The organism is Vibrio penaeicida (genome assembly GCF_019977755.1).
GTDB classification, from domain to species: Bacteria; Pseudomonadota; Gammaproteobacteria; order Enterobacterales; family Vibrionaceae; genus Vibrio; species Vibrio penaeicida.
The window spans coordinates 3,371,371-3,394,471 of the sequence record NZ_AP025144.1 but is presented as its reverse complement, the minus strand read 5'-3'; the positions used below and the strand labels follow the sequence as shown (position 1 = coordinate 3,394,471).

The 23,101-nt window shown below is 43.4% G+C and carries 21 protein-coding genes; 16 read left to right on the top strand and 5 right to left on the bottom strand.

Features of this window, described 5'->3' with window-relative positions; genetic code table 11:
• Nucleotides 1–174 precede the first annotated feature (174 nt).
• Entirely contained in the window at nucleotides 175–1,485 is a 1,311-nt protein-coding gene (gene brnQ / locus LDO37_RS15280) for a branched-chain amino acid transport system II carrier protein (RefSeq protein WP_126610331.1), read from the top strand.
• 130 nt (nucleotides 1,486–1,615) lie between these two features.
• Here the strand turns inward: brnQ and fldB are convergent, their stop codons facing one another.
• The gene (gene fldB, locus LDO37_RS15275; protein ID WP_126610333.1) at nucleotides 1,616–2,134 is read right to left on the bottom strand and encodes a flavodoxin FldB; all 519 of its coding nucleotides are present in this window, start codon (nucleotides 2,132–2,134) and stop codon (nucleotides 1,616–1,618) included.
• 148 nt (nucleotides 2,135–2,282) lie between these two features.
• On the opposite strand from fldB, the gene xerD reads away from it, so the two are divergent.
• The 7 genes from xerD to LDO37_RS15240 all read left to right on the top strand — a co-directional run bounded on the left by xerD (nucleotide 2,283) and on the right by LDO37_RS15240 (nucleotide 11,263).
• Complete coding sequence (xerD, locus tag LDO37_RS15270; protein WP_126610335.1) at nucleotides 2,283–3,191, top strand: site-specific tyrosine recombinase XerD; 909 nt, start codon at nucleotides 2,283–2,285, stop codon at nucleotides 3,189–3,191.
• A gap of 32 nt (nucleotides 3,192–3,223) precedes the next feature.
• Nucleotides 3,224–3,949: a thioredoxin fold domain-containing protein gene (locus LDO37_RS15265; protein ID WP_126610336.1), complete on the top strand. Its 726-nt coding sequence runs from the start codon at nucleotides 3,224–3,226 to the stop codon at nucleotides 3,947–3,949.
• Between the two features lie 64 nt (nucleotides 3,950–4,013).
• Nucleotides 4,014–5,753 (top strand): single-stranded-DNA-specific exonuclease RecJ, encoded by a 1,740-nt coding sequence (recJ, locus tag LDO37_RS15260; RefSeq protein ID WP_126610337.1) that lies wholly within the window; start codon nucleotides 4,014–4,016, stop codon nucleotides 5,751–5,753.
• A gap of 348 nt (nucleotides 5,754–6,101) precedes the next feature.
• Nucleotides 6,102–7,200, top strand: a protein-coding gene (prfB, locus tag LDO37_RS15255; protein WP_101112350.1) for a peptide chain release factor 2 whose coding sequence is annotated in 2 segments (ribosomal slippage) — nucleotides 6,102–6,176 and nucleotides 6,178–7,200 — 1,098 coding nt in all. Because the reading frame shifts where the segments join, the coding sequence is not laid out codon by codon here.
• A gap of 33 nt (nucleotides 7,201–7,233) precedes the next feature.
• The gene (gene lysS / locus LDO37_RS15250) at nucleotides 7,234–8,766 is read left to right on the top strand and encodes a lysine--tRNA ligase (RefSeq protein ID WP_101112349.1); all 1,533 of its coding nucleotides are present in this window, start codon (nucleotides 7,234–7,236) and stop codon (nucleotides 8,764–8,766) included.
• A gap of 319 nt (nucleotides 8,767–9,085) precedes the next feature.
• A complete protein-coding gene (gene vpsR / locus LDO37_RS15245) occupies nucleotides 9,086–10,423 on the top strand; it encodes a cyclic-di-GMP-binding transcriptional regulator VpsR (protein WP_126606188.1) in 1,338 nt (445 codons plus the stop codon).
• A gap of 588 nt (nucleotides 10,424–11,011) precedes the next feature.
• Nucleotides 11,012–11,263 (top strand): DUF1127 domain-containing protein, encoded by a 252-nt coding sequence (locus LDO37_RS15240; protein ID WP_101112347.1) that lies wholly within the window; start codon nucleotides 11,012–11,014, stop codon nucleotides 11,261–11,263.
• Between the two features lie 64 nt (nucleotides 11,264–11,327).
• On the opposite strand, the gene LDO37_RS15235 is transcribed toward LDO37_RS15240, so the two are convergent.
• Nucleotides 11,328–12,362, bottom strand: coding sequence for an NADP(H)-dependent aldo-keto reductase (locus tag LDO37_RS15235; RefSeq protein ID WP_126606187.1), 1,035 nt, complete (start codon nucleotides 12,360–12,362; stop codon nucleotides 11,328–11,330).
• A 159-nt stretch (nucleotides 12,363–12,521) separates the two neighbouring features.
• On the opposite strand from LDO37_RS15235, the gene LDO37_RS15230 reads away from it, so the two are divergent.
• Nucleotides 12,522–12,827, top strand: a complete 306-nt coding sequence (locus LDO37_RS15230; RefSeq protein ID WP_101112345.1) for a DUF6482 family protein — start codon at nucleotides 12,522–12,524, stop codon at nucleotides 12,825–12,827.
• 36 nt (nucleotides 12,828–12,863) lie between these two features.
• Here LDO37_RS15230 and mutH read toward each other — a convergent pair whose 3' ends face one another.
• A complete protein-coding gene (mutH, locus tag LDO37_RS15225; protein WP_126606208.1) occupies nucleotides 12,864–13,532 on the bottom strand; it encodes a DNA mismatch repair endonuclease MutH in 669 nt (222 codons plus the stop codon).
• 631 nt (nucleotides 13,533–14,163) lie between these two features.
• Here mutH and rppH point away from each other — a divergent pair.
• From rppH to LDO37_RS15200, 5 genes are all read left to right on the top strand, one after another.
• Nucleotides 14,164–14,682 carry an RNA pyrophosphohydrolase gene (rppH, locus tag LDO37_RS15220; RefSeq protein WP_101112344.1) on the top strand — a complete coding sequence of 173 codons (519 nt, stop codon included), beginning with the start codon at nucleotides 14,164–14,166 and terminating at the stop codon, nucleotides 14,680–14,682.
• 4 nt (nucleotides 14,683–14,686) lie between these two features.
• On the top strand, nucleotides 14,687–16,936 hold the full coding sequence (gene ptsP / locus LDO37_RS15215) for a phosphoenolpyruvate--protein phosphotransferase (protein WP_126606186.1): 2,250 nt from the start codon (nucleotides 14,687–14,689) through the stop codon (nucleotides 16,934–16,936).
• Between the two features lie 8 nt (nucleotides 16,937–16,944).
• A complete protein-coding gene (locus LDO37_RS15210; RefSeq protein WP_126606185.1) occupies nucleotides 16,945–17,742 on the top strand; it encodes a sulfite exporter TauE/SafE family protein in 798 nt (265 codons plus the stop codon).
• A gap of 100 nt (nucleotides 17,743–17,842) precedes the next feature.
• The gene (gene lgt / locus LDO37_RS15205; protein WP_126606184.1) at nucleotides 17,843–18,655 is read left to right on the top strand and encodes a prolipoprotein diacylglyceryl transferase; all 813 of its coding nucleotides are present in this window, start codon (nucleotides 17,843–17,845) and stop codon (nucleotides 18,653–18,655) included.
• Nucleotides 18,656–18,663: 8 nt separating this feature from the next.
• A complete protein-coding gene (locus LDO37_RS15200) occupies nucleotides 18,664–19,515 on the top strand; it encodes a thymidylate synthase (RefSeq protein WP_126606183.1) in 852 nt (283 codons plus the stop codon).
• Between the two features lie 239 nt (nucleotides 19,516–19,754).
• On the opposite strand, the gene LDO37_RS15195 is transcribed toward LDO37_RS15200, so the two are convergent.
• Nucleotides 19,755–20,900, bottom strand: coding sequence for a Na/Pi symporter (locus LDO37_RS15195; protein WP_180958394.1), 1,146 nt, complete (start codon nucleotides 20,898–20,900; stop codon nucleotides 19,755–19,757).
• Nucleotides 20,901–21,303: 403 nt separating this feature from the next.
• Here LDO37_RS15195 and nhaR point away from each other — a divergent pair, with 403 nt between their 5' ends.
• Together nhaR and LDO37_RS15185 are read left to right on the top strand one after the other, a co-directional pair.
• Entirely contained in the window at nucleotides 21,304–22,194 is an 891-nt protein-coding gene (nhaR, locus tag LDO37_RS15190; protein ID WP_126606234.1) for a transcriptional activator NhaR, read from the top strand.
• A gap of 125 nt (nucleotides 22,195–22,319) precedes the next feature.
• Nucleotides 22,320–22,616, top strand: a complete 297-nt coding sequence (locus LDO37_RS15185) for an ArsR/SmtB family transcription factor (protein WP_101112337.1) — start codon at nucleotides 22,320–22,322, stop codon at nucleotides 22,614–22,616.
• Between the two features lie 191 nt (nucleotides 22,617–22,807).
• On the opposite strand, the gene rpsT is transcribed toward LDO37_RS15185, so the two are convergent.
• Nucleotides 22,808–23,068, bottom strand: a complete 261-nt coding sequence (rpsT, locus tag LDO37_RS15180) for a 30S ribosomal protein S20 (protein ID WP_101112336.1) — start codon at nucleotides 23,066–23,068, stop codon at nucleotides 22,808–22,810.
• Nucleotides 23,069–23,101: the final 33 nt, after the last annotated feature.

The window sequence follows — 23,101 nt, the reverse complement described above, 5'->3', positions numbered from 1 at the left end:
ATTAATTAAGATTTAATAGTGTTTATATCTGCAAAAGGATATGAAAGTCGAATTATTATTGTGTTTTTTATCACACTCTTGTTTCTGACCTCTCTTTTGTTCATTATTCGCCCCTTATTTATAGAATAAAATTTCATAATATTTGCAAACACAAGATTATTATAAGGGTTTTCAGTGAGTCAGAAACTAAAATCAACTGATGTGATCGCTTTGGGTTTCATGCTCTTTGCGTTCTTTTTAGGAGCGGGTAACATTATTTTCCCTCCTCTAGCGGGTCAATTGGCCGGCGAAAACTTAATTCCAGCGATGTCTGGATTCCTGTTTACTGCGGTAGGTCTACCTTTGATCACCATTATTGCTATTGCAGTTGCTGGTGGGTCTTGGGAACACTTGTCCAAGCATTTGCCTAAACAAGCAGCAACACTCATTGTGGTGCTTATCTTTATCATCATTGGCCCTGCATTTGCAGCCCCACGTACTGGTTTGGTTGCTTATGAGATGGCAGTGAAGCCATTTTTTGCTGACGCACAACAGCTTCATTTAACGACTTTCTCTGTATTGTTTTTTGCCGTAGCGATGTTTTTCGCTTGGTCTCAAGGCAAACTGATCGATACGATCGGAAAGGTACTGACGCCTGTTCTGTTTATTGGTCTGATTACACTTGCAGTGTCAGTTTTTGTTGACCCTCAAGGTGTACAGTCTGCTGCTCAAGGTGACTATGTGAGTCAGCCGTTGATCACGGGTTTCCTTGAAGGCTACAACACCATGGATACGTTTGGCGCGTTGATGTTCGGAATTCTGATTGTCGATGCACTTCGTAGCAAGGGGATTACTGAATCGCGTCCAACAACGAAGTACTTGATCAGCGCAGCAGTGATTGCTGCTGTTGGTTTAGCGTTTGTTTACGTGTCTCTATTCTATTTAGGATCGACCAGCGGTACCGTTGCTGCGGGTTCTGATAACGGTGGCGTTATCTTGAGTCTGTATGTCCAAGCTCTGTTTGGTGCTTCGGGTCAAACGGTTCTATCGGTTATCGTATTATTGGCGTGTTTGACGACAGCGATTGGCTTGATTTCAGCCTGTTCAGATTACTTTAGTTCGGTTACACCTGTGAGCTATAAGGCGTGGGTTGTGATCATTGGCGTTGCATGTGCTGTCGTGGCTAACGTAGGTTTGAGCCAGCTGATTGCATTGTCGGTTCCTGTATTGTTTGCACTCTACCCTGTCGCCATTGCATTAGTGGCACTTGCGTTTGTTCGTAACCATCTGCCAAACCCAGAAGTGGCGTATCGCATTGTAGTCTTGGTTGCGTTTGTATTCGCACTGTTGGATGCAGCAAAAGTGGCGGGTATCAATGTGAATGCGTTTAATATGCTGCCGCTATTTGAGGTGGGAATGGCGTGGTTAATGCCGACGTTTGCAGCCATTATCTGTATGTTCTTTATTGGAACATCTCGCAAGTCACTGACGGAAGAAACAGCGTAAATTATCGTTGGGTTGTTCGTAAAAATGATAAGGGGCTGATATTCATCAGCCCCTTTTTGATTCATTACCCGACCGATACATGTTTAGTGTCGATTTGGCACTGAAGTTTGGAATTCAGATACCGAAAGTTTTATAACGCGTCGTGGTATTCCACTAGGATCTGTTCGCACCACGCTTCAATTCGAGAATCACTCAGTTCGTATTGAGAGTCTTCATCCAAAGCCAACCCTACAAAATGTGACTTGTCTTCTGTCAATGCTTTCGATGCTTCGAACTCATAGCCTTCATTTTTCCAGTAACCGATGAACTGAGCGCCCGTTTTTTTCAATTCGTCATGAAGAAGTCCCATCGCATCGAGAAACCACTCGCCATAACCTTCTTGATCGCCTAAGCCGAATAACGCGACGTGTTTGCCTTTTAGCGACACGCCATCGATGTGCTCCCATACAGCACTCCAATCCTCTTGAATTTCACCGAAATCCCACGTGGAAATTCCAAGCACTAACAGATCATAGTCGTTCATTAATGATAGTGGTGTGTCTTTTACATTAAATATATCCACTAAGTCTTCACCAATGATGGCGCGAATCTTCTCTGCTGCCATTTCAGTGTAAAAAGTTGTAGAGCCGTAAAAAAGTCCGATTTTCATGATCTGTGATTGTTGATTGTAGAGATGGCAGATTCTAACGGGAAATGAGAAGGAATTGCAGGATTTATACTTATTGAGAGGAATTTAATAGTATTATTTTCGCGTGTCACATAGTCTGTGACTGATATAAGTAGAAAGAGAGATAAGAATGACGCAAGTAAGTCATCCCGATAGCTATTTAATAGAGCAGTTCTTAGATGCAATGTGGATGGAAAGAGGGCTATCTGAGAACACGCTCGCTTCCTACCGAAACGATCTTTTTAAATTATTGAATTGGATGGCTGAATCTAATTTCCGTTTGGATTTTATCAGCGTTTCAGGGTTACAAGATTACCAATCTTGGTTAATGGACCAAGGCTTTAAGCAAACCTCTCGAGCGAGAATGCTTTCGGCTATACGCCGTTTGTTTCAATATCTTCATAGAGAGAAAGTAAGGGCAGATGACCCTAGTGCCTTGTTAGTTAGCCCTAAATTGCCACAACGTCTCCCGAAAGACTTGAGTGAAGAGCAGGTTGAAGCGTTACTCAACGCACCAGATCCAAATGACCCGATAGAACTACGCGATAAAGCCATGCTTGAACTCTTGTATGCGACTGGGCTACGAGTAACTGAACTGGTGAGCCTGACGATGGAAAATGTCAGCTTACGTCAGGGTGTCGTTCGTGTAATGGGTAAGGGTGGAAAAGAGCGATTAGTTCCAATGGGAGAAAATGCCATCGATTGGATTGAAACCTTTTTAGAGCAAGGGCGTCCAAGCATATTAGGCGAAAAATCGTCTGACGTTGTGTTCCCGAGTAAACGTGCACGACAGATGACAAGGCAAACCTTTTGGCATCGAATAAAGTTTTACGCAGCGCTGGCAGATATTGACTCTGACGCATTGTCACCACACGTACTTCGCCATGCTTTTGCAACGCATTTACTGAATTACGGTGCAGATTTGAGAGTGGTGCAAATGTTGTTAGGACATAGTGACTTATCAACCACGCAAATTTATACTCACGTCGCAACCGAGCGACTGAAACAGATTCACGAACAACACCACCCAAGGGCGTAGTTCGTATATGACTATTTTTTTAAGGTGAAATCATGCAATTTTTGCGCAAACTTGGTGTAGTAGCAGCTGGCGCGCTGGCTTCTTTTTCTCTTTTCGCGGCCGATGCAGATGTCAGCACCATTACAGAGCAATTCGGTAAATTGGGCTTGGCAGTAAGCAGCGTAACAGACAGCGATATCGCGGGTCTTTACGAAGTAGAAACCAATCAAGGGCTATTTTTGTCTACACAGAAAGGCGACTACTTTATCCAAGGTAAAATTTACGCTCTAGACGACAAAGGCAACTTTACTGATGTAATTGCTAAGCGTTATGCCGACAAAATTGGCGACTTCTCTTCTAGCTGGATCGAATACAAAGCCAAAGAAGAGAAACACGTTGTAACCGTATTTACCGATATTGATTGCGGTTACTGCCTGAAATTGCACCGTCAGATGCAAGAGTACAACGAGAAAGGGATTACGGTTCGTTACATGGCGTACCCTAGAGCAGGCGTACAAAGCCAAGTCGGTCAGCAGATGTCACAAATCTGGTGTTCTGTCGATCAGAAAGCGGCTATGGATGAAATGAAACTTCAGCGCAGCTTCAGCCAAAAAGTCAGAGAAAAGGAAGAGTGTTTAAGCACTATCGCCGCACATCGTGATTTAGGCTCTAAAATGGGTGTCCGTGGCACACCTGCAATCGTGACTAGCAACGGCAGTGTGATTGGTGGTTACTTATCACCAGATGACCTTACTGCTCAGCTGGAAAGACTGAACTAATACTAAACGGATGCCTGAGGGAAACCTCAGGCAAACGTATTCTCTCTGATTGAAATTCTAATATATGATCGAAATTCAAAGACGCCCTCAAGATACACCTCACTCTCTTCCCGACTCTATTTCGCCTCTGCTTCAGCGAATTTACGCAGCACGAGGAGTTCAATCACTCGCTCAGCTTGATACCACAGCCAAGGCATTACACTCCTATCAGTTGTTGGGTGGGATTTCGCAAGCCGTTGAACTTTTGTTTGAATCAATTCAACAGAAAAAACGGATTATTGTTGTTGGCGATTTTGATGCCGATGGCGCGACTAGCTCTGCCTTGTCTGTGTTGGCGTTGAGAATGCTAGGTAGCCATAACGTTGATTATCTGGTTCCTAACCGGTTTGAAGATGGATACGGGCTAAGCCCCGAAGTGGTTGATCAAGCGATTGAACTTGGCGTAGAAGTGATCATGACTGTGGATAATGGTGTTTCGTCAATTGATGGCGTTCGTTATGCCAAAGAAAAAGGGATCACAGTCATTGTTACCGATCACCATTTGCCGGGTCATGAATTGCCAAATGCTGATGCCATAGTGAACCCTAATCTTGAAAGCTGCGAATTCCCATCAAAATCATTGGCAGGTGTGGGTGTCGCATTTTATATGATGATGGCGCTGTGCGTGCATATGCGAAAGATCAATTGGTTTGCCTCACAAGGTATGCAAGAACCAAAGTTGATGGAACTGATTGATTTGGTTGCGTTGGGTACCGTTGCAGATGTAGTTCCTCTGGATGAAAACAACCGAATTTTGGTTCACCAAGGATTACAGCGTATTCGTGCTGGTAAAGCACGCCCTGGCATTCAAGCGTTGATTGAAGTGGCAAAGCGTGATGCGCGACGTTTAGTTGCGTCCGATTTTGGCTTTGCGTTAGGCCCTCGAATTAACGCAGCGGGTCGGCTTGATGACATGTCATTCGGTGTCGAGCTATTGATGAGTAACAATATCCATGCGGCTAGACGCATGGCCAGTGAACTCGATGGCTTGAATCAAACTCGAAAAGAGATTGAAGAGGGCATGAAGCAAGAAGCCATGGCATTTTGTGAGCGGCTGCAGTTTGGTGAAAATGCAGAACTGCCTTACGGTTTGGTTTTGTTTCAACGAGACTGGCACCAAGGTGTGATTGGCATTTTGGCGTCGCGTATTAAAGAAAAGTTTCATCGTCCAGTCATCGCGTTTGCCGATGGTGGCGAAGGAAATATTAAAGGCTCTTGTCGCTCCATTCCGGGGCTACATATGCGTGATACACTGGATAAAATCGATACTCAAAACCCGGGATTGATCGCTAAGTTTGGTGGGCATGCCATGGCGGCAGGTCTGACAATCAAAGAATCTGATTTTGAAAAGTTCAGTCAGTTATTTGATGAAGCCGTTCGTAATGACTTAGATGAAGCCTCTCTAAAGGGCATTTTGTTATCGGATGGCGAATTACAGCCGGAAGAGTTTTCCATGCACGTTGCGGAAACATTGCGCTCAGCAGGGCCATGGGGACAAGCCTTTCCAGAGCCGTTGTTTGATGGTGAATTCAAAGTAATGCATCAAAAGCTGGTGGGTGAAAAACACTTAAAGTTGATGTTAGAGCCTTTACACAAAGGGCACCCGACCAACATTATGATTGATGGTATTGCCTTTAACGTGGATTTACGTCGGTGGCCAGATGCATCGGTAAAAACGGTACGTTTGGCGTACAAGCTTGATATTAATGAGTTCCGTGGCAACCAGTCACTTCAATTGATGATCGACCATATCGAAGCTAAGTAACCTGATCTCGGGATAATAGCTTGCTTTCTAATGGCTCTTTTCACTGAATACTGCGTTGAACCCTCTCCCAATAACCCGTTATTGGTTCGTGGTTTCGCCTTGTCTTAAGTGAAAATTTCTCATTAGAATGTCTCGATATAAAATTTTTATTTGTTTTATTGGGTTAGCTAACCTCTTATCCCGAGTTCAGTTTAAGTAACCTAAACGACCTTTCAACCCTGTCCCGCTGCTGATTGAGAGTAGCGGGCATCTTCATTTTCTAAGCTCAAATTACGCAAATTTTTCCTGTATCTCTGTCACATTTTTCAGTAGAATTCCTCGGTTAAATTATACAGAAATTGAGCAGACATGTTTGAAATCAATCCCATTAAAAACCGCCTACAGGACGTGACAGAGCGCACGAATGTCCTGAGGGGGTACCTTTGACTATGACGCTAAGAAAGAGCGTCTAGAAGAGGTTAACGCAGAACTAGAACAACCTGATGTATGGAATGAACCTGAGCGTGCACAAGCTCTAGGTAAAGAGCGAGCTTCTCTTGAAGCAGTCGTTGAAACTATCGATTTGCTTGATCAAGGCGTAGAAGACGTAGATGGTCTTCTAGAGCTAGCGATCGAAGAAGAAGATCAAGAAACGTTCGATGAAATCGACCCTGAGTTGGTTGAACTTGAACTGAAACTTGGGAAACTCGAATTCCGCCGCATGTTTGCAGGCGATCACGACTCTTCCGATTGCTACATCGATTTGCAAGCGGGCTCTGGTGGTACAGAAGCACAAGACTGGACCAACATGATGTTACGCATGTATTTGCGCTGGGCCGAATCAAAAGGCTTTAAAGCAGAAGTCATTGAAGTGTCTGAAGGTGATGTCGCGGGCTTGAAATCGGCCACGGTTCGTATTTCTGGTGAATACGCTTACGGCTGGCTTCGCACAGAAACGGGTGTTCATCGTTTGGTTCGAAAATCGCCATTTGACTCAGGTGGTCGTCGCCATACATCTTTTGCGTCTGCGTTTATTTACCCAGAGATTGATGAAAACATCGACATTGATGTGAACCCTTCGGACCTTCGTATCGATGTTTATCGTGCGTCGGGTGCGGGTGGACAGCACGTTAACACCACGGAATCAGCGGTGCGTATTACTCACCTTCCAACCAATACTGTGGTGCAGTGCCAGAACGATCGTTCTCAGCATAAGAACAAAGATCAGGCGATGAAACAGCTTCGCGCGAAGCTATTCGAGCTTGAATTACAAAAGCAAAATGCGGAAAAGCAAGCCAATGAAGACGCGAAATCGGACATCGGCTGGGGAAGCCAAATCCGTTCTTACGTTTTGGATGATTCACGCATTAAAGATTTACGCACCGGCGTCGAGAATCGCAATACACAAGCGGTTCTAGACGGCGATCTAGACAAATTTATCGAAGCCAGCCTGAAATCAGGTTTGTAAGCTTTCACCGACAATCGACAGGATACATCGAAAATGACTGATGCTGTTCAAAACGAAACCCAACAAGAAGCCCATTCGCAAGAAGAGAACAAGCTGATCGCAGAGCGTCGCGCGAAATTGGATGAAATTCGCAAGAACTGTGATGCAAACGGTCACCCAAACGACTTCCGTCGTGACAGCTTGGCTGGCGACCTTCAGAAGGAGTTCGGTGAAAAGAGCAAAGAAGAACTGGAAGCGCTGAATCATACGGTTTCTATTGCTGGCCGAATCATGGCTAAGCGTGGTCCTTTCCTTGTGATTCAGGAAACATCTGGTCGCATTCAGGCTTACGCAGCAAAGCCGGTTCAAAAAGAACTCAAAGAGAAATACCAAGGCTTAGACATCGGTGACATCATCGGTGTAACAGGTGCACTGCACAAGTCTGGTAAAGGTGACTTATACGTAAATATGGAAGAGTACGAATTGCTGACCAAAGCATTGCGACCTCTTCCTGAGAAATTCCATGGTTTGACGGACCAAGAAATGCGTTACCGTCAGCGCTATGTTGATCTCATCGTAAATGAAGATTCTCGCCAAGCATTTATCGTTCGTTCTAAGTTGGTGTCATCAATCCGTAACTTCATGAGTGGCAAAGGCTACCTAGAAGTTGAAACACCAATGATGCACGTGATCCCAGGCGGTGCTACAGCTCGCCCGTTCATTACTCACCACAATGCGCTAGACATTGACATGTACTTGCGTGTTGCACCTGAGCTTTACCTAAAGCGTTTGGTTGTTGGAGGGTTTGACCGCGTATTCGAAATCAACCGTAACTTCCGTAACGAAGGTTTATCACCTCGTCACAACCCAGAATTCACCATGATGGAATTCTACCAAGCGTACTCTGACTACAAAGATTTAATGGATCTAACGGAAGAGATGCTCAGCACGGTTGCACTGGATGTTCTTGGTTCAACGTCTATGCCTTATGGTGATGAGACAGTCGAATTTGGTGGTCAATATGCTCGAATGAGTATGTTTGAAGCGATCAAGCACTACAACCCAGAGCACGCAGACATTCAAGCGCTAACAGAAGAAGACCTTCAAGACCGTGAAAAGATGGTTGCGATTGCAAAATCCGTTCATGTTGAAGTGGAAACGTTCTGGACTTGTGGTCAGTTGCTTGAAGAAATCTTTGGTGAAACGGCTGAGCCTCAACTCATCCAGCCTACATTCATTACAGGCTACCCAGCGGACATTTCTCCATTGGCTCGTCGTAGTGATGACAACCCGTTCTTTACAGACCGTTTCGAGTTCTTTATCGGCGGCCGTGAAGTGGCGAATGGCTTCTCGGAATTGAATGATGCAGAAGATCAAGACGCTCGCTTTAAAGCTCAGGTTGACGCAAAAGATGCGGGTGATGATGAAGCAATGTATTACGATGCGGATTACATCACTGCACTTGAACACGGCTTGCCACCGACAGCAGGTCAGGGAATTGGTATAGACCGATTGGCGATGCTATTCACAAACACGCATACCATTCGTGATGTAATTTTATTCCCAGCGATGCGACCACAGCAGTAAAAATTTTATGTCTCAAAATTAAAGCCACCTTCGGGTGGCTTTTTTGATCTTAATTTGAGCGCTGAAATTTTATAAATATGTGATTTTGCTCTGCAAAATGAGCGATCTTTTCACTTTATCTTTATGTGTCTCACTATTGACAACGGTTATTGGTTAGTCTGTTCCTGCTTGACTGTTTAACAAATTATACTATGTCTTAACTATGAGACGTTTTATTGTCGCAAGATTAATTCATATGTAAATCGTTTTTAAATCGTCACGCACCTTAAAACCACGATGAAGATCGTAACAACAATATAGATTGATTAAGGAAGTATTAATGGGTACTCAATTCCGAATGGATTCTGTACCGGGTTCACTTGTTGTTGTTGGAGGCACATACGAACCTTGGCTTGCAGTATTAGAGCAGGTAGGTTGGCGTTGCCAGCGATGTGATGACCTTCGTGAAGCACAAACATTGTTCTCAGAGATTGGTCCTTGCATTGGGATTGTTGATTTAAGCCAGGATGAGTTCAGTCTCAACGGTCTGGCAAATTTAGTCAGCAGCCACAAGCAGGTTCGTTGGCTGGCATTTATCAGGGAGTCTCAATTGAGCTCTGATACCATATGTCAGTTCATAGTAAACTTTTGTATTGATTTTTTTACTGCGCCCATACCAGACGCACAACTTCTCAATACAATTGGCCACCAACTTGGAATGCTGAAACTGGAGAAGAAAGTTTGGCCGAGCTATGGTCAAACTAGTGATATGGGTATGATTGGGGAGTCAATGCCTATAAAACGTCTGCGAGATCAGGTTCGAAGAATCGGACCTACCGATGTCAGCATTTTGATTTTTGGGGAATCAGGATCGGGTAAAGAAAAAGTCGCTCAAGCGATACATACCACATCGGCACGTTCTAAAGGTCCATTTTTTAGTGTGAACTGCGGAGCGATATCAGAGCAGAGAATGGAGATGGACATATTCGGCATCGACAGAGGCGACGACTGGGGAGAGTCACCACTGTTGGAACAAGCCGATGGAGGAACCATCTTATTCAACGACATTTTGAACATGCCATTATCTCAGCAACAGCATTTGCTGTTCTATTTACAGGAAGGAAAAGTCGAAACAAAAGAAGGGGCGAAAGAAGTGGATGTCAGAATTTTGGTTGCTAACCATTCTGATATGGAAAAAGCCCTGTTAGATGATGACTTCAACGAAGAACTTTATCATCGCCTTAACGTGTTAAGGATTAATGTTCCTAGTTTGAAAGAGCGCTCAGGTGACATTGCTGTACTAGCAAATCACTACTTGAACGTATACTCACGTGAGTACAACGCACAAGCGAGAAGCTTCTCTGATCAAGCATTAAGAGCATTGACTCAGCACCATTGGCCTGGAAATGTTCGAGAGTTAATGAATCAAATAAAACGCGTTGTGTTGATGTCAGATTCAGTCGTTATTGAAGAGTCTCAACTGGATTTACCAAAACGTGCCGATAACCAGAGAAGTTTGCGAAGTATTCGTGAACGTTCAGAACGCGATGCGCTAGTACTTGTACTGGAATCGCATGATGGTCAAGTGACTCCCGCAGCTAAAGAGTTGGGTGTTTCTCGCGCTACCATGTACCGTCTTTTGAATAAGCACAATCTCATATCGGAAACCAGAGCATAATTCTGACATCAATCAGTATGACTGCTTTACAAAACGCTCACTTATTTTAAGTGGGCGTTTTTTTATTGGCTAGTGAGAACTAGAAAATAGGTGAGTAATAGCAGGTAAAAACAATACTTAAGTGGTGAACCGTATTCTTATCGTCTTTTAATTTAGGAGTTATATGAATTTTTGTTCTGATATATAACTCATAATTTGCGATATATTCTGCTATTCAGTCTCCGGTTAAGTTGCATACAGATGAATTGGCTTTTTTTATAAACTGCGTGAATATGCGCTTGAAATATATCCTCTTGGGGTTAGAATTTAACCGTGACAGCAAGTCACCATTTATCATTTCAATTTTGGATTAGTTAACAGTAGGAGGCACAAAATGCTAAACATTTTTATCGCACAGCATGATTGTGTCGCCAATGATCTAGGTCTTGCCATGGATACCCGTGGTACCTCTACACCTAAGCAACGTTAATTAATCCGTGACCATTTGGGCCGCGGAGAAGCGGTCTAACTTGGACAGTCTATAAAAATCTATCCTGTTTTTTTGACCGCTTTTTCCAGCCTATATATTTATTTTCTGGAGAAAAAGTTATGCGTCACTCTATTTACATCCAACTGGCCACATTTTTAGTAAAAGCAGATATTAACCGTGAAGATCGTGCGTGGAAGCGCAGAGTGAAAAGGGCTCAGCACAACATTCCATGGCACAACGCACATTTGCTTCAAGATATTGGTCTTGACCCTGAAGGTCGCCAAATTGGTACAAATGAGCAACCTTCAGCCACCGCGGAACGTCGTGTTCGTCACCTTAGACGATTGTTACGAACGCGAATTCCAACGTAACAAAAGGGGCTAAGTACTTATTCGATTAGTACTTAGCCCCTAAAATCTAAACGTTACCTGTTAATCAGGGGCAAGGATTGGAGTATTGCACTCCAATCTCTTGCAGAGACGCTAGCAACTCTTCTGATAGATCCACTTCTAAACTGTCGATATTACTCTTCAACTGTTCCATTGTGGTTGCACCAATGATGTTGGATGCAACGAATGGACGCTGATTCACAAACGCCAATGCCATTTGAGCAGGATCTACCCCATGCTCTTGCGCTAATTTCACGTACGCTTCCGTCGCTTTCACTCCGTTTGGAGTAAAGTAGCGAACGAATCGTTCGTAAAGCGTGCAGCGCGCACCTTCCGGTTTCGCATCATTCAAGTATTTTCCACTGAGTGCGCCAAACGCAAGCGGTGAGTACGCAAGTAATTCAACACCTTCATTGTGAGCGATTTCAGAGAGCCCTACTTCAAACGTACGATTCAATAGGTTGTATGGATTCTGGATTGTGATAGCTCTTGGTAAGTCGTGCTTCTCCGCCAATCTTAAATAACTCATCACTCCCCAAGGTGTTTCATTGGATAACCCGATGTAACGAACCTTTCCTTGTTTAACAACATCAGCCAAGGCTTCCAAGGTTTCTAGAATTGGAGTGTCATTTTGGTCATCAGGATAAGGGTAATTCAGTTGTCCAAAACAATTCGTTTTTCGTTGCGGCCAATGGATCTGGTAGAGGTCGACATATTCGGTTTGTAGGCGATTTAGACTCTCGTCGATGGCTAGGTGGATATTACGCCAGTCGAGTGCCATGTCTTCACGGATATAAGGGACACCGCTTGGACCTGCAACTTTAGTCGCGAGTACCACTTTTTCTCGCTTACCCGACTTTTTGATCCAATTTCCTATGTATTCTTCTGTTCGACCTTGCGTATCCGAGTTAGGAGGAACGGGGTACATTTCTGCGGTATCGATAAAGTTAATGCCTCTTTCTAAGGCGTAATCAAGTTGAGAAAAAGCCTCTGATTCGGTGTTTTGCTCACCGAATGTCATGGTACCTAAACACAACGGACTGATCTCAAGAGTTGAATGCGGTAACTTCTTTAATTGCATATACATTCCTCATTTTTTCTTCACTATAAACTGATTGTTATGGATGCGGTCAAGTAAAAACTGTTAATGATTTGTTCAACATTAAGTCGATTCTTGTCTATGCTTTAGAGATGACCTGCAAAGAGTGCATGGTTAATTGACGATCCAGGGAAGAGAATTATGCAAAGAGAACAGCTTAATCATTGGTTGCATGCAAAGCATATTGAGCAGGGAAAAGAGCCTAAAATTTATGTAATTAGCTGTGCCAATCTATCCAGCTATTTGCTGGCGGTAGAATATAAGCACAAGTTGGAGCCTATCCGAGGCAAAGAAGAACCATTGCATTTTGATTCTTTGGAGTTGGTAAAAAGCGCGTTGCACAAAATGGGGGTTCATACCGCGTATTTAAGGCTACACAACGTCTATGACGAATGTGGAGAGAGTGGCATGGCGCTTTACCATGACATTGAGATGTCTATTCACTAGGGCGGCGAATTGAACCGCCTCCAAATACTCAAAGGCTCATTGATCAAAAAACTGTTCTAAGATCCTTTGCGTGAATCCTTTCTTTAAATAAAAGCCTCTTGGGAGTGTCATGATTGGCGTGCCATTTGCTCCATAGGCTTCAGTGAGTGCTCGACTGTTGGCTGCTTTGGGACGAAGTTGTAGAGCTTCTCCATGACGAGCTGTAATCTGTTCTACTTGCCCTAGAACGATTTGTTCCATCAGCTCTTCCCAATCTTGCTTTAAGATTTGCGCTTCTTTTTCATTGGGCGACCATAGAACAGGAAAGCCAACTTTACGTTCAGCGACAGGCAATTCTCTTTCGCCTTCAACAGGAACCCAGAGTACCCGCGATAGTTTTTGCCGTATGTGGCTATTTTCCCACGTTAGTCCTTGTACACCGATTAAGGGAGCGACAGCAACAAATGTGGTTTCTAGTGGGGTCCCTTTATGGCTGATAGGAATGCTTTTGAGTTCGATCCCAAGATCAATAAAATCCTGCTGCGGCTTACTGCCTGCACTTGCCCCTAAATGCCACTCAAGTAATTGGCCCACCCAACCTTTATCTCTTCTCAGGTTTTCAGGCACGGAGATTCCAGCTTCTTCTGCTAGCTCACTTAACGTATAGCCTGCAATATTAATGGCGCGAGTATGAAGTTCTTGCTCGGATGTTGGTGTGGGTTTCATGGAATGTGAATACAGCAATAAAAGAGTCACTTTATCATAACTATGGAACGAATGACTTAACATCGAAATTGGATCTGACATTTTTATAAATGTACGCCAAAGATCTTTTCCCAACTTATCCACAGAACTTAGTTTAATGCTCAAGTAAATAAAAGAACTGGATCTATAATCAGGGTTTTATTGATTGTTTTTCTGCCTGTATTTTAACTTTGAGCTAAAATTTAACCACTTTGTGTGGATAAGGAAACCTGTGGTTGATCTTTAACCGATCTGAGGAGTGGATTAAATTCATTGAAAATTCCAGCTTATAGTCAAAAGTAATAATTGCTTATATTATTGTATTTCAATAGTTTTTGTTATTTTTGGTGATTCTTACCTAAGGTGCTTTTAAAGATCTTAGATCACGTCAATTGTCTTGTAATCGGTTTCTTCACACACTTATTCACAGAAAAGGTGAATAAATGTGGAGTTGGTCTCATTCCTGTGTTGATAACTTCCTCTTTGATGAAAACTTATCCAGTGCGGTGCTTGTCTGACAGAAAAAAACGCATTATGCGACATGTAAGTTTGCCCCTATTGGGGATATGTGGAAAAATCACACTTAACAGAGATTTATATTAGAGGTTAGCCAGTGATCGATGGCGATGGTTACCGCTTAAATGTGGGAATTGTAATTTGTAACAACCATGGTCAGGTATTCTGGGCGAAACGATACGGACAGCATTCATGGCAATTCCCTCAAGGAGGAATTGATGAAGGCGAAACACCAGAAGAAGCAATGTTTCGTGAGCTGTATGAAGAAGTGGGTTTAACTCAAAAAGACGTTAAAGTCGTCGCGACCAGTCGTCATTGGCTACGCTATAAGCTACCCAAACGATTGGTACGATGGGATTCAAAACCCGTTTGTATCGGACAAAAACAGAAATGGTTCTTGCTACGATTAGACTGTGATGAGTCTAGAATCAATATGCAGCGTGGCAGTACCCCTGAATTTGATGGTTGGAGATGGGTCAGTTATTGGTACCCAGTAAGACAGGTTGTTTCGTTTAAGCGTGACGTTTATCGGCGTGCGATGAAAGAGTTTGCTACGCTTGCAATGCCGTTCAGAGAACGAAAAGTAAAAGGTAAGCGAAAGAATCGGAGAGGATAACTAAATGCTCACTCAGTTGAGGGATATCGTAGAACAGGTTTCTAGAGTTGAACACATCCATGAGGCTTTGGATGTTTTGGTTAAAGAAACGTGTCACGCTATGCAAACTGAGTGTTGCACATTTTATTTTGCTAATGATGAGTTATCCCGACTGGAGCTGATGGCCACTAAAGGCTTAAAGTTTGAAGGCGACAAAATTCATATTGGTTATCATGAGGGCTTGGTGGGTTTGGTTCGCAGAACTGCCGAGCCACTTAACTTAGCAGAAGTATCTTCTCATCCTAATTTTAAATTCTTTCCTCAACTTGGGGAGGGAATTTACCATTCCTTTCTAGGCACCCCGATTATTCACCGCAAGCAAGTACTTGGGGTACTTGTTATTCAGCAAAAATCCCCTCGACTTTTTTCAGAGATGGAAGAGTCGTTTCTCGTCACTCTCTCTGCGCAGCTTGCCGTTATTATTGCTCACGCACAGGCGCAAGGGCATTGGTTACTGAATGACGCTAACAGTCAGAAGATGGCAGGAATAGCTGCCTCACCTGGTGTCGCTGTTGGCGATTTTTGGTGGGATGATACGCAGCCTAAACTTTCGGATATCTACCCTGCCAGTACGTTAAATGTAGAGCAAGAACAAGAATGGTTAGCGCTTGCCATAGAAAGTGCAAAGGCGGATTTCAGGCGACTTAGAAAGAAGCTAGACAACGATATAAACAAAGATACATTGGCCATTTTTGATTTGTTTACTCACCTTCTCAACGATCCTATGTTGAGGAATGATCTTAAAGAGCAGATTCAAAAAGGAGACCGAGCCGATTGGGCGTTGCGCCAAGTGGTGGAGACGTATTCTAACCGTTTTGCTCAAATGTCTGACGTTTACTTACGTGAGCGTGCGCAGGATATTCGAGAGCTTGGTCAAAGGTTGCTGTATTTTCTTCACTCTAACGAAGTGGGAGAGCTTGAGCTCCACCAGCCAGTGATTCTTGTCGTGAATGAGCTTACCGCCTCTACGTTAGCAAGCTTGCCCAAAGATAAGCTTTTGGGGGTTGTTTCAATAGAAGGGGCGGCAAACTCGCATGCAGCGATTTTGTCTCGTGCTTTAGGTATTCCCGCTATTATGGGCGCAAGTGTTACACCGCAAAAGCTTACGGGGAAGCCAGGTATTGTTGATGGGTATAGCGGTGAGATCTTTGTTGACCCACCGGTCCAACTTCTTAATGAATACCGATCGTTACGAGATGAAGAGTTTGAGCTTTCTAAAATGGTTGAAGGAGAGCTCAAAGAAGAGGCAAAAACGAAAGATGGCTGTCATGTAAATGTTTTGCTCAACGCGGGTTTGAGTGCCGACACTAACATTTCAGTGAACCAAGGTGTTAATGGTGTTGGTTTATATCGTACCGAGATATCTTTTCTGCTTCAGCATCGTTTTCCATCAGAAGAAGAACAGTATCAACAGTATCGACGGGTTTTGGAAACCTACCCAAACAAACAAGTAGTTATGCGAACCCTAGATGTAGGGGGAGATAAACCACTTCCTTATTTGCCGATTGAAGAAGACAATCCATTTTTAGGTTGGCGAGGCATTCGTTTTACACTCGACCACCCTGATATCTTCCTAATGCAACTGCGTGCCATGTTGAAAGCCAGTGATGGCTTGAGTAACTTGAGTATTCTTCTTCCTATGTTGTCAGGAAACCAAGAATTAGACGATGCGCTGGCACTCATCCAGCAAGCTTATGATGAGGTATCGCAAACCCATCATAACGTGGTAAAACCACAAATTGGTGTCATGTTGGAAGTCCCTTCCATGCTCTATTTACTGTCATTTATGGCTGATAAAATTGATTTTGTATCGGTTGGTACCAACGACTTGACCCAATATTTGCTGGCAGTGGACAGAAACAATGCCCGAGTATCGGGAGTTTATGAGTCTGTTCACCCTGCCGTGATTCAAGCTCTGGCACAAATCGAGGCAACATGTCGAACGCATAACTTATCTGTTAGCATTTGTGGGGAATTGGCTGGAGATCCTATTGGCGCTTTATTACTTGTTGGGTTAGGGTATCGCTCGCTGAGTATGAATACCGCTAACGTAGCTCGTGTTAAATATCTACTTAGACAATCTAAGGTGACCGATTTACAGATGTTGGCTAAAAGTGCGTTGTCTCAGCCTTACGGAAAAAATATTCATGACCAAGTTATTGAATACTTGGAAGCACAAGACTTAGCTGGTTTCGTTCGCGCCGGTAAAAAATAGAGGTTCACTTGAACATAGAGCTAATCTTTCAGTTCCTATTGCTGGGGAGTGTTGTCGGTGTCTTAGCGGGATTGTTAGGGATTGGAGGAGGCTTAATTGTTGTGCCTGCGCTGCTTTGGCTTCTTCCCGCAGCGAATATCTCTACCGATCTTATTATGCACATCGCTTTAGCGACTTCTTTAGCAACCATCATACTTACGTCTGGGTCATCAGCTCTTAATCACCTTCGGTTAGGAAACGTAGACATGTTTGTTATTAAATGGTTGATGCCGGGAGTGGTTATCGGGGGGCTCGCAGGTTCGTTTATTGCTGAAGCCATCCCCACTCAGCACCTTATTAAAATATTTGGGGCTATCGTGTTGGCGCTGGCAATTCAAATGTTGATGTCTTTACGCTCAGCTACCACTTCTCCAATGCCATCTGCTGGAACCACTTTAGGGTGCGGTGGTCTTATTGGCGTTGTATCAAGTTTAGCTGGAATTGGTGGCGGCTCATTGACCGTACCATTTTTAAGCCGGCATGGTGTTGAAATGCGCAAAGCGATAGGTTCCTCGTCGGTTTGCGGATGTGTTATTGCCTTAGCAGGAATGGCGGGATTTGTTGTACATGGATTAGAAGCACAAGGATTGCCTAAATACAGCTTAGGCTATGTTTACTTGCCGGCATTATTTGGTATTGTGGCGACATCTGTATTAACGACTCGTATAGGCGCCAAATGGGCGACTAAGCTTCCAACGGCAGTATTAAAGAAAATATTCGCTGTTTTCCTTCTTTTTATCGCTGGAAAAATGTTATTACCAATTTAGATGCTGTTGAATTTTTTGCCGTGATTATCCCCAACCATTGCGGATTCAGATGTCAGTTTTATACATCAACAGCCCTTAGAAACAGTAAAGAGAACTAAATATGAATCAGGGGTTTATCACCTTTCCTCAAATTGATCCTGTTATTTTTTCTATCGGACCACTGGCACTTCGCTGGTACGGTCTGATGTACCTTGTTGGTTTTGTATTTGCGTTATGGTTAGCAAATCGTCGTGCTGATATGCCAAACAGTGGCTGGACGCGTGAGCAAGTTTCAGACCTGTTGTTCGCAGGCTTTCTTGGAGTTGTATTGGGAGGGCGTATAGGCTACGTATTCTTTTATAACTTTGATGTTTTTCTGGATGACCCTCTTTACTTGTTTAAGATCTGGACAGGAGGGATGTCTTTCCACGGTGGTCTTCTTGGTGTGATCGCAGCCATGGCGTGGTATGCACGTAGAAATGGTAGAGCCGTTTTCGCTGTTACCGACTTTATTGCACCATTGGTACCGTTTGGGCTTGGAATGGGACGCATCGGTAACTTTATGAATGATGAGCTTTGGGGGCGTGTAACTGACGTGCCTTGGGCTGTATTATTCCCGAGCGGTGGCTACCTTCCTCGACACCCTTCGCAGCTGTATGAGTTTGTCCTCGAAGGTGTCGTTCTTTTCTTTATCATCAACTGGTTCATTAAGAAGCCTCGCCCTGCTGGTAGTGTCTCAGGGGTATTTTTGCTCGGCTACGGTAGCTTCCGTTTTATTATAGAATACTTCCGTGAACCGGATGCGCATCTTGGTCTTTATGGAGACTGGATCTCCATGGGGCAAATCTTATCACTACCAATGGTGATTGGTGGTATAGCATTGATTGGTTGGGCATTTAGCGCCAACAAGCAACCTGTTAAATCTAAAGTTTAAGGTCTACAGTGAAACAGTATTTAGAGTTATGTCAGCGTATCGTCGATGAGGGTACGTGGATTGAAAATGAGCGCACGGGAAAGCGATGCCTAACCGTAATCAACGCAGATTTGACCTACGATGTCGCATCGGGAGAGTTTCCCTTAGACACAACACGTAAGAGTTTCTGGAAAGCTGCGGTAGCTGAACTACTTGGCTATATTCGCGGTTACGATAATGCGGAAGATTTTCGCAAATTGGGCACCAAAACATGGGACGCGAACGCAAACTTAAACGACGCATGGCTTAATAACCCTTATCGTAAAGGTGATGATGATATGGGGCGTGTGTACGGCGTGCAAGGGCGTGCTTGGGCGAAGCCTGATGGCGGGCACATTGACCAGCTCAGAAAGATTGTTGATGACTTAACAAACGGTGTAGATGACCGTGGCGAAATCTTGAATTTCTACAACCCAGGTGAATTTCATATGGGTTGTTTACGTCCATGTATGTATAGCCATCACTTTTCCTTGCTTGGTGATACGTTGTATTTAAATAGTACACAGCGCTCCTGTGACGTTCCTCTGGGCTTAAATTTCAATATGGTTCAAGTGTACGTTTTCTTAGCATTGATGGCGCAAATAACGGGTAAGAAGCCAGGAAAGGCGTATCACAAGCTTGTCAACGCGCACATATACGAAGATCAGCTAGAGTTGATGCGTGATGTTCAGTTGAAGCGTGAGCCTTTCCCTGAGCCTGAATTCAGAATTAACCCTAAGATACAATCTCTCGAAGATTTGGAAACATGGGTGACCATGGATGATTTTGAAGTAGTGGGGTATCAATGCCACGATGCGATTAAATATCCATTTTCGGTCTAGTTGTTAAAAGAAACTCAACGACGCCACTTGTCTTCAAGTGGCGTTTTTTTTGGATAAATTCTGTAGCGTGCAGCATTTGATTGAACAAGTTAGCCTATTTGATTTGGTTAAACCTATCTGACTTCGGGTGCTTCATTATGTACGCAGGCTAGCACCTAGAGATAAACAAGCTTGATTAAAGAAACAAAAAAGCCCCTGCACTCAATAAGTGCAGGGGCTTATACGTTCTGTATCAGATTTTATGCGGTAAGCGCTAAGATAGTTCCTGGCATAACAATGAATACAGCCAGTAGATACCCAACAACGACAGCCTTGTTCTTCATTGCCATATCTGAAATCAGATCCGCTCCTTTGATTGGTAGCTCTCTTAGGAATGGAATGCCGTAGATAAATGCCGTTGCCATCACGTTAAACACTAAATGAACAAGTGCAATCTGCAAAGCAAACACGGCAAATTCACCTGAAACGGCAGTTGCAGCTAGCAGTGCAGTAATACATGTGCCGATGTTCGCACCCAGAGTAAACGGGTAAACATCACGCACTTTCAGTACACCTGAACCTACTAGTGGAACCATCAAGCTTGTTGTTGTTGACGAAGACTGAACCAGTACAGTAACCACGGAACCTGACGCGATACCGTGAAGAGGACCACGACCAATAGCATTTTTAAGGATGTCACGAGCTCGACCAACCATCAGGCTCTTCATCAGCTTACCCATAACGGTGATAGCAACAAAGATAGTTGCGATACCCAATATAATTAGCGTGATACCGCCACCCACATCACCAAACGAAGCAAGAGGCTCTTTAATAGCACTAACCACAGGTTTAGTGATTGGCTTAATAAAGTTAAAACCCTTAATACTCATGTCACCAGTTGCAAGCATAGGTGAAATAAGCCAATGAGAGATTTTCTCTAGAATACCGAACATCATTTCCAATGGTAGGAAGATAATAACGGCAAGAAGGTTGAAGAAGTCATGAATAGTGGCACTTGCGAATGCACGTTTAAATTCGTCTTTGCAACGAACGTGACCCAAGCTGACCAACGTATTGGTAACCGTTGTACCAATGTTGGCACCCATGATCATAGGGATGGCTGTCGCTACGGGAAGACCGCCAGCAACAAGTCCCACAATGATAGAAGTAACAGTACTAGACGACTGAATTAATGCAGTTGCAACGAGACCAATCATTAGGCCAGCAACTGGGTGAGAAGCAAATTCGAAAAGCGTTTTAGCGTGTTCTCCTGAAGCCCACTTAAAACCACTTCCTACCATTGAAACTGCAAGTAATAGTAGGTAAAGCATGAAAGCCAAGTTAGCCCAGCGTAGCCAGCGAGCTGAACCCGAATGTGGCGCTGCTGTTGAAGTAGCTTGGTTTATCATATTTTTCTCCGTGACCGTTCTCAATTAGGTCGGTTAGTGAATCTGAAAGCGATACTAGAGATGAAATATTTCAGTTATATGACATTTAGGTTTAAGAAGGGCTTTTTTGCTATTTTTTCTGCGCAATCGATAAGTTGAAATGATGGTTGATTTAACTCATTGTATTTATTGATTTAAATTGGGTTACTTACTGGTGTGTTAGTAGTGATGTTGGGCGCTTTTGATTGGATATTTGCAATTTGTCACACTTTCTTATTGTCACATTGTCATAAAAGTCTCGGGTATGTTCGGTTTTATTCGAAATATTTACACTAATATATCGAAAATTCCGAAGATATAGTGTCTCTCGCAGGATGCGTTGTATCATATGGCTTCTTCACATTTTGAGTAAGAAAAATCGATGTCGCACTTAAATTACAATCATCTTTATTATTTCTGGATGGTATGCAAGCAGGGTTCGGTTACGAAAGCTGCAGATGCGCTTTTTTTAACGCCTCAGACGGTTACGGGACAAATAAAAGCTCTAGAAGAAAGAATGGATGGCAAATTAACCAAGCGAAATGGACGCAGTGTTGAACCAACTGAGTTAGGGCAACTTGTCTTTAAGTATGCAGACCGAATGTTTGGTTTAAGTTATGAGATGTTAGACATCGTAAATTATAGCCAGAGATCCAATATCTTATTCGATGTAGGCGTTGCGGATGCACTTTCAAAACGTTTCGTTAGTCGAATATTGATGACAACAGTGCCGACCGACAATAGCATCCATCTACGCTGTTTTGAGTCTACCCACGAATTGCTTCTTGAGCAGCTCTCACAACATAAACTGGATATGATTTTATCTGATTGTGCGGTCGATTCGAGCCAAAGCCCGGGGTTATATAGCAAAAAGCTTGGTGAGTGTAGAATGAGCTTTTTTAGCTCAAAACCATTGGATAATGAGCTGTTTCCTTCAGTACTAGAGAATCGAAAACTGCTATTGCCAGGAAGTCGAACATCAATGGGAAGAAAGGTCATGCAATGGTTTGATCGCCAAGGAATTCAGCCCAATATTCTCGGTGAGTTTGATGACGTTGCTTTGATGAAAGCATTCGCTCAAGATCATAAAGATGTGATTTTTCTTGCGCCAAGTTTGTATCAATCCGAAGTAGCGGACGACGTGTCTCTGCACTTGGTTGGAGAGATAAATGAGCTCAAGGAAGAATATTTTGTTATATTTGCAGAAAGGATGATTCAGCATCCAACAGTTAAGAATCTTTGTGATGCTGATTTCATTCAGCTGTTCGATTAACAGAATTCATTGTATTACTTCACATTGTTGTAATAACATTTATATGAATAAGGACTTCAACTGACATAACACAAATAACAAGTTGAAGATGCAGTAACTTAGTTTTAGCCCATGGAGGCTGCTGAATGAACTTACAGGAAATGGAGCAGAAGTCTGCTCAAGCTGTCGTACTCTTGAAAGCGATGGCGAACGAAAGACGCTTGCAAATATTATGTATGCTACACAACAATGAACTTTCTGTTGGGGAACTTTGTTCTCACCTTGAATTGAGCCAATCGGCGCTTTCCCAGCATTTAGCTTGGTTGAGAAGAGATGGTTTAGTGCAAACTCGAAAAGAAGCTCAAACAGTCTATTACTCTCTTAGCAGTTCGGAAGTACAACAAGTGATCAAATTGCTTCATGCACTGTATTGTGAAGACTAATTACTAGAAGATTAGTGACTAATAGGAAAGTGGTTGAGCTGATCCTGATTGGCCAACCATGCCTAAGAGATATAAATAGGTGCGGAAGAAACGTGTTCTGAACGATTCGAAGTGAAGATAAGATGCATTTTGTTTTATCTAGATATAAAAAAACCGGCAAAAGCCGGTTTTTTTGCAAATCTAAACTCGGATTAAAGAGCTTTGATTGCCGCTGCGAAACGAGACTTATGACGAGCAGCTTTATTCTTATGAATAAGACCTTTAGTCGCCATACGATCTAGGATCGGTGTAACTGCAGTGTATGCAGCTGTTGCAGCTTCTTTATCGCCAGCTTCGATAGCTGCGATAGTTTTCTTCATGTAAGTGCGCATCATAGAACGACGGCTAGCGTTGTGCTGACGACGTTTTTCAGCTTGGATAGCGCGCTTCTTAGCAGATTTACTGTTTGCCAAGGGTCTAACTCCCAAAAACTTAGTTCGGTGACA

Bases quoted from the DNA above. Each gene is read 5' to 3' on its own strand.
- fldB (WP_126610333.1), bottom strand. From the start codon at position 2,134: ATGAAAATCGGACTTTTTTACGGCTCTACAACTTTTTACACTGAAATG.
- xerD (WP_126610335.1), top strand. From the start codon at position 2,283: ATGACGCAAGTAAGTCATCCCGATAGCTATTTAATAGAGCAGTTCTTA.
- LDO37_RS15265 (WP_126610336.1), top strand. From the start codon at position 3,224: ATGCAATTTTTGCGCAAACTTGGTGTAGTAGCAGCTGGCGCGCTGGCT.
- recJ (WP_126610337.1), top strand. From the start codon at position 4,014: ATGATCGAAATTCAAAGACGCCCTCAAGATACACCTCACTCTCTTCCC.
- lysS (WP_101112349.1), top strand. From the start codon at position 7,234: ATGACTGATGCTGTTCAAAACGAAACCCAACAAGAAGCCCATTCGCAA.
- vpsR (WP_126606188.1), top strand. From the start codon at position 9,086: ATGGGTACTCAATTCCGAATGGATTCTGTACCGGGTTCACTTGTTGTT.
- LDO37_RS15240 (WP_101112347.1), top strand. From the start codon at position 11,012: ATGCGTCACTCTATTTACATCCAACTGGCCACATTTTTAGTAAAAGCA.
- LDO37_RS15235 (WP_126606187.1), bottom strand. From the start codon at position 12,362: ATGCAATTAAAGAAGTTACCGCATTCAACTCTTGAGATCAGTCCGTTG.
- LDO37_RS15230 (WP_101112345.1), top strand. From the start codon at position 12,522: ATGCAAAGAGAACAGCTTAATCATTGGTTGCATGCAAAGCATATTGAG.
- mutH (WP_126606208.1), bottom strand. From the start codon at position 13,532: ATGAAACCCACACCAACATCCGAGCAAGAACTTCATACTCGCGCCATT.
- ptsP (WP_126606186.1), top strand. From the start codon at position 14,687: ATGCTCACTCAGTTGAGGGATATCGTAGAACAGGTTTCTAGAGTTGAA.
- lgt (WP_126606184.1), top strand. From the start codon at position 17,843: ATGAATCAGGGGTTTATCACCTTTCCTCAAATTGATCCTGTTATTTTT.
- nhaR (WP_126606234.1), top strand. From the start codon at position 21,304: ATGTCGCACTTAAATTACAATCATCTTTATTATTTCTGGATGGTATGC.
- LDO37_RS15185 (WP_101112337.1), top strand. From the start codon at position 22,320: ATGAACTTACAGGAAATGGAGCAGAAGTCTGCTCAAGCTGTCGTACTC.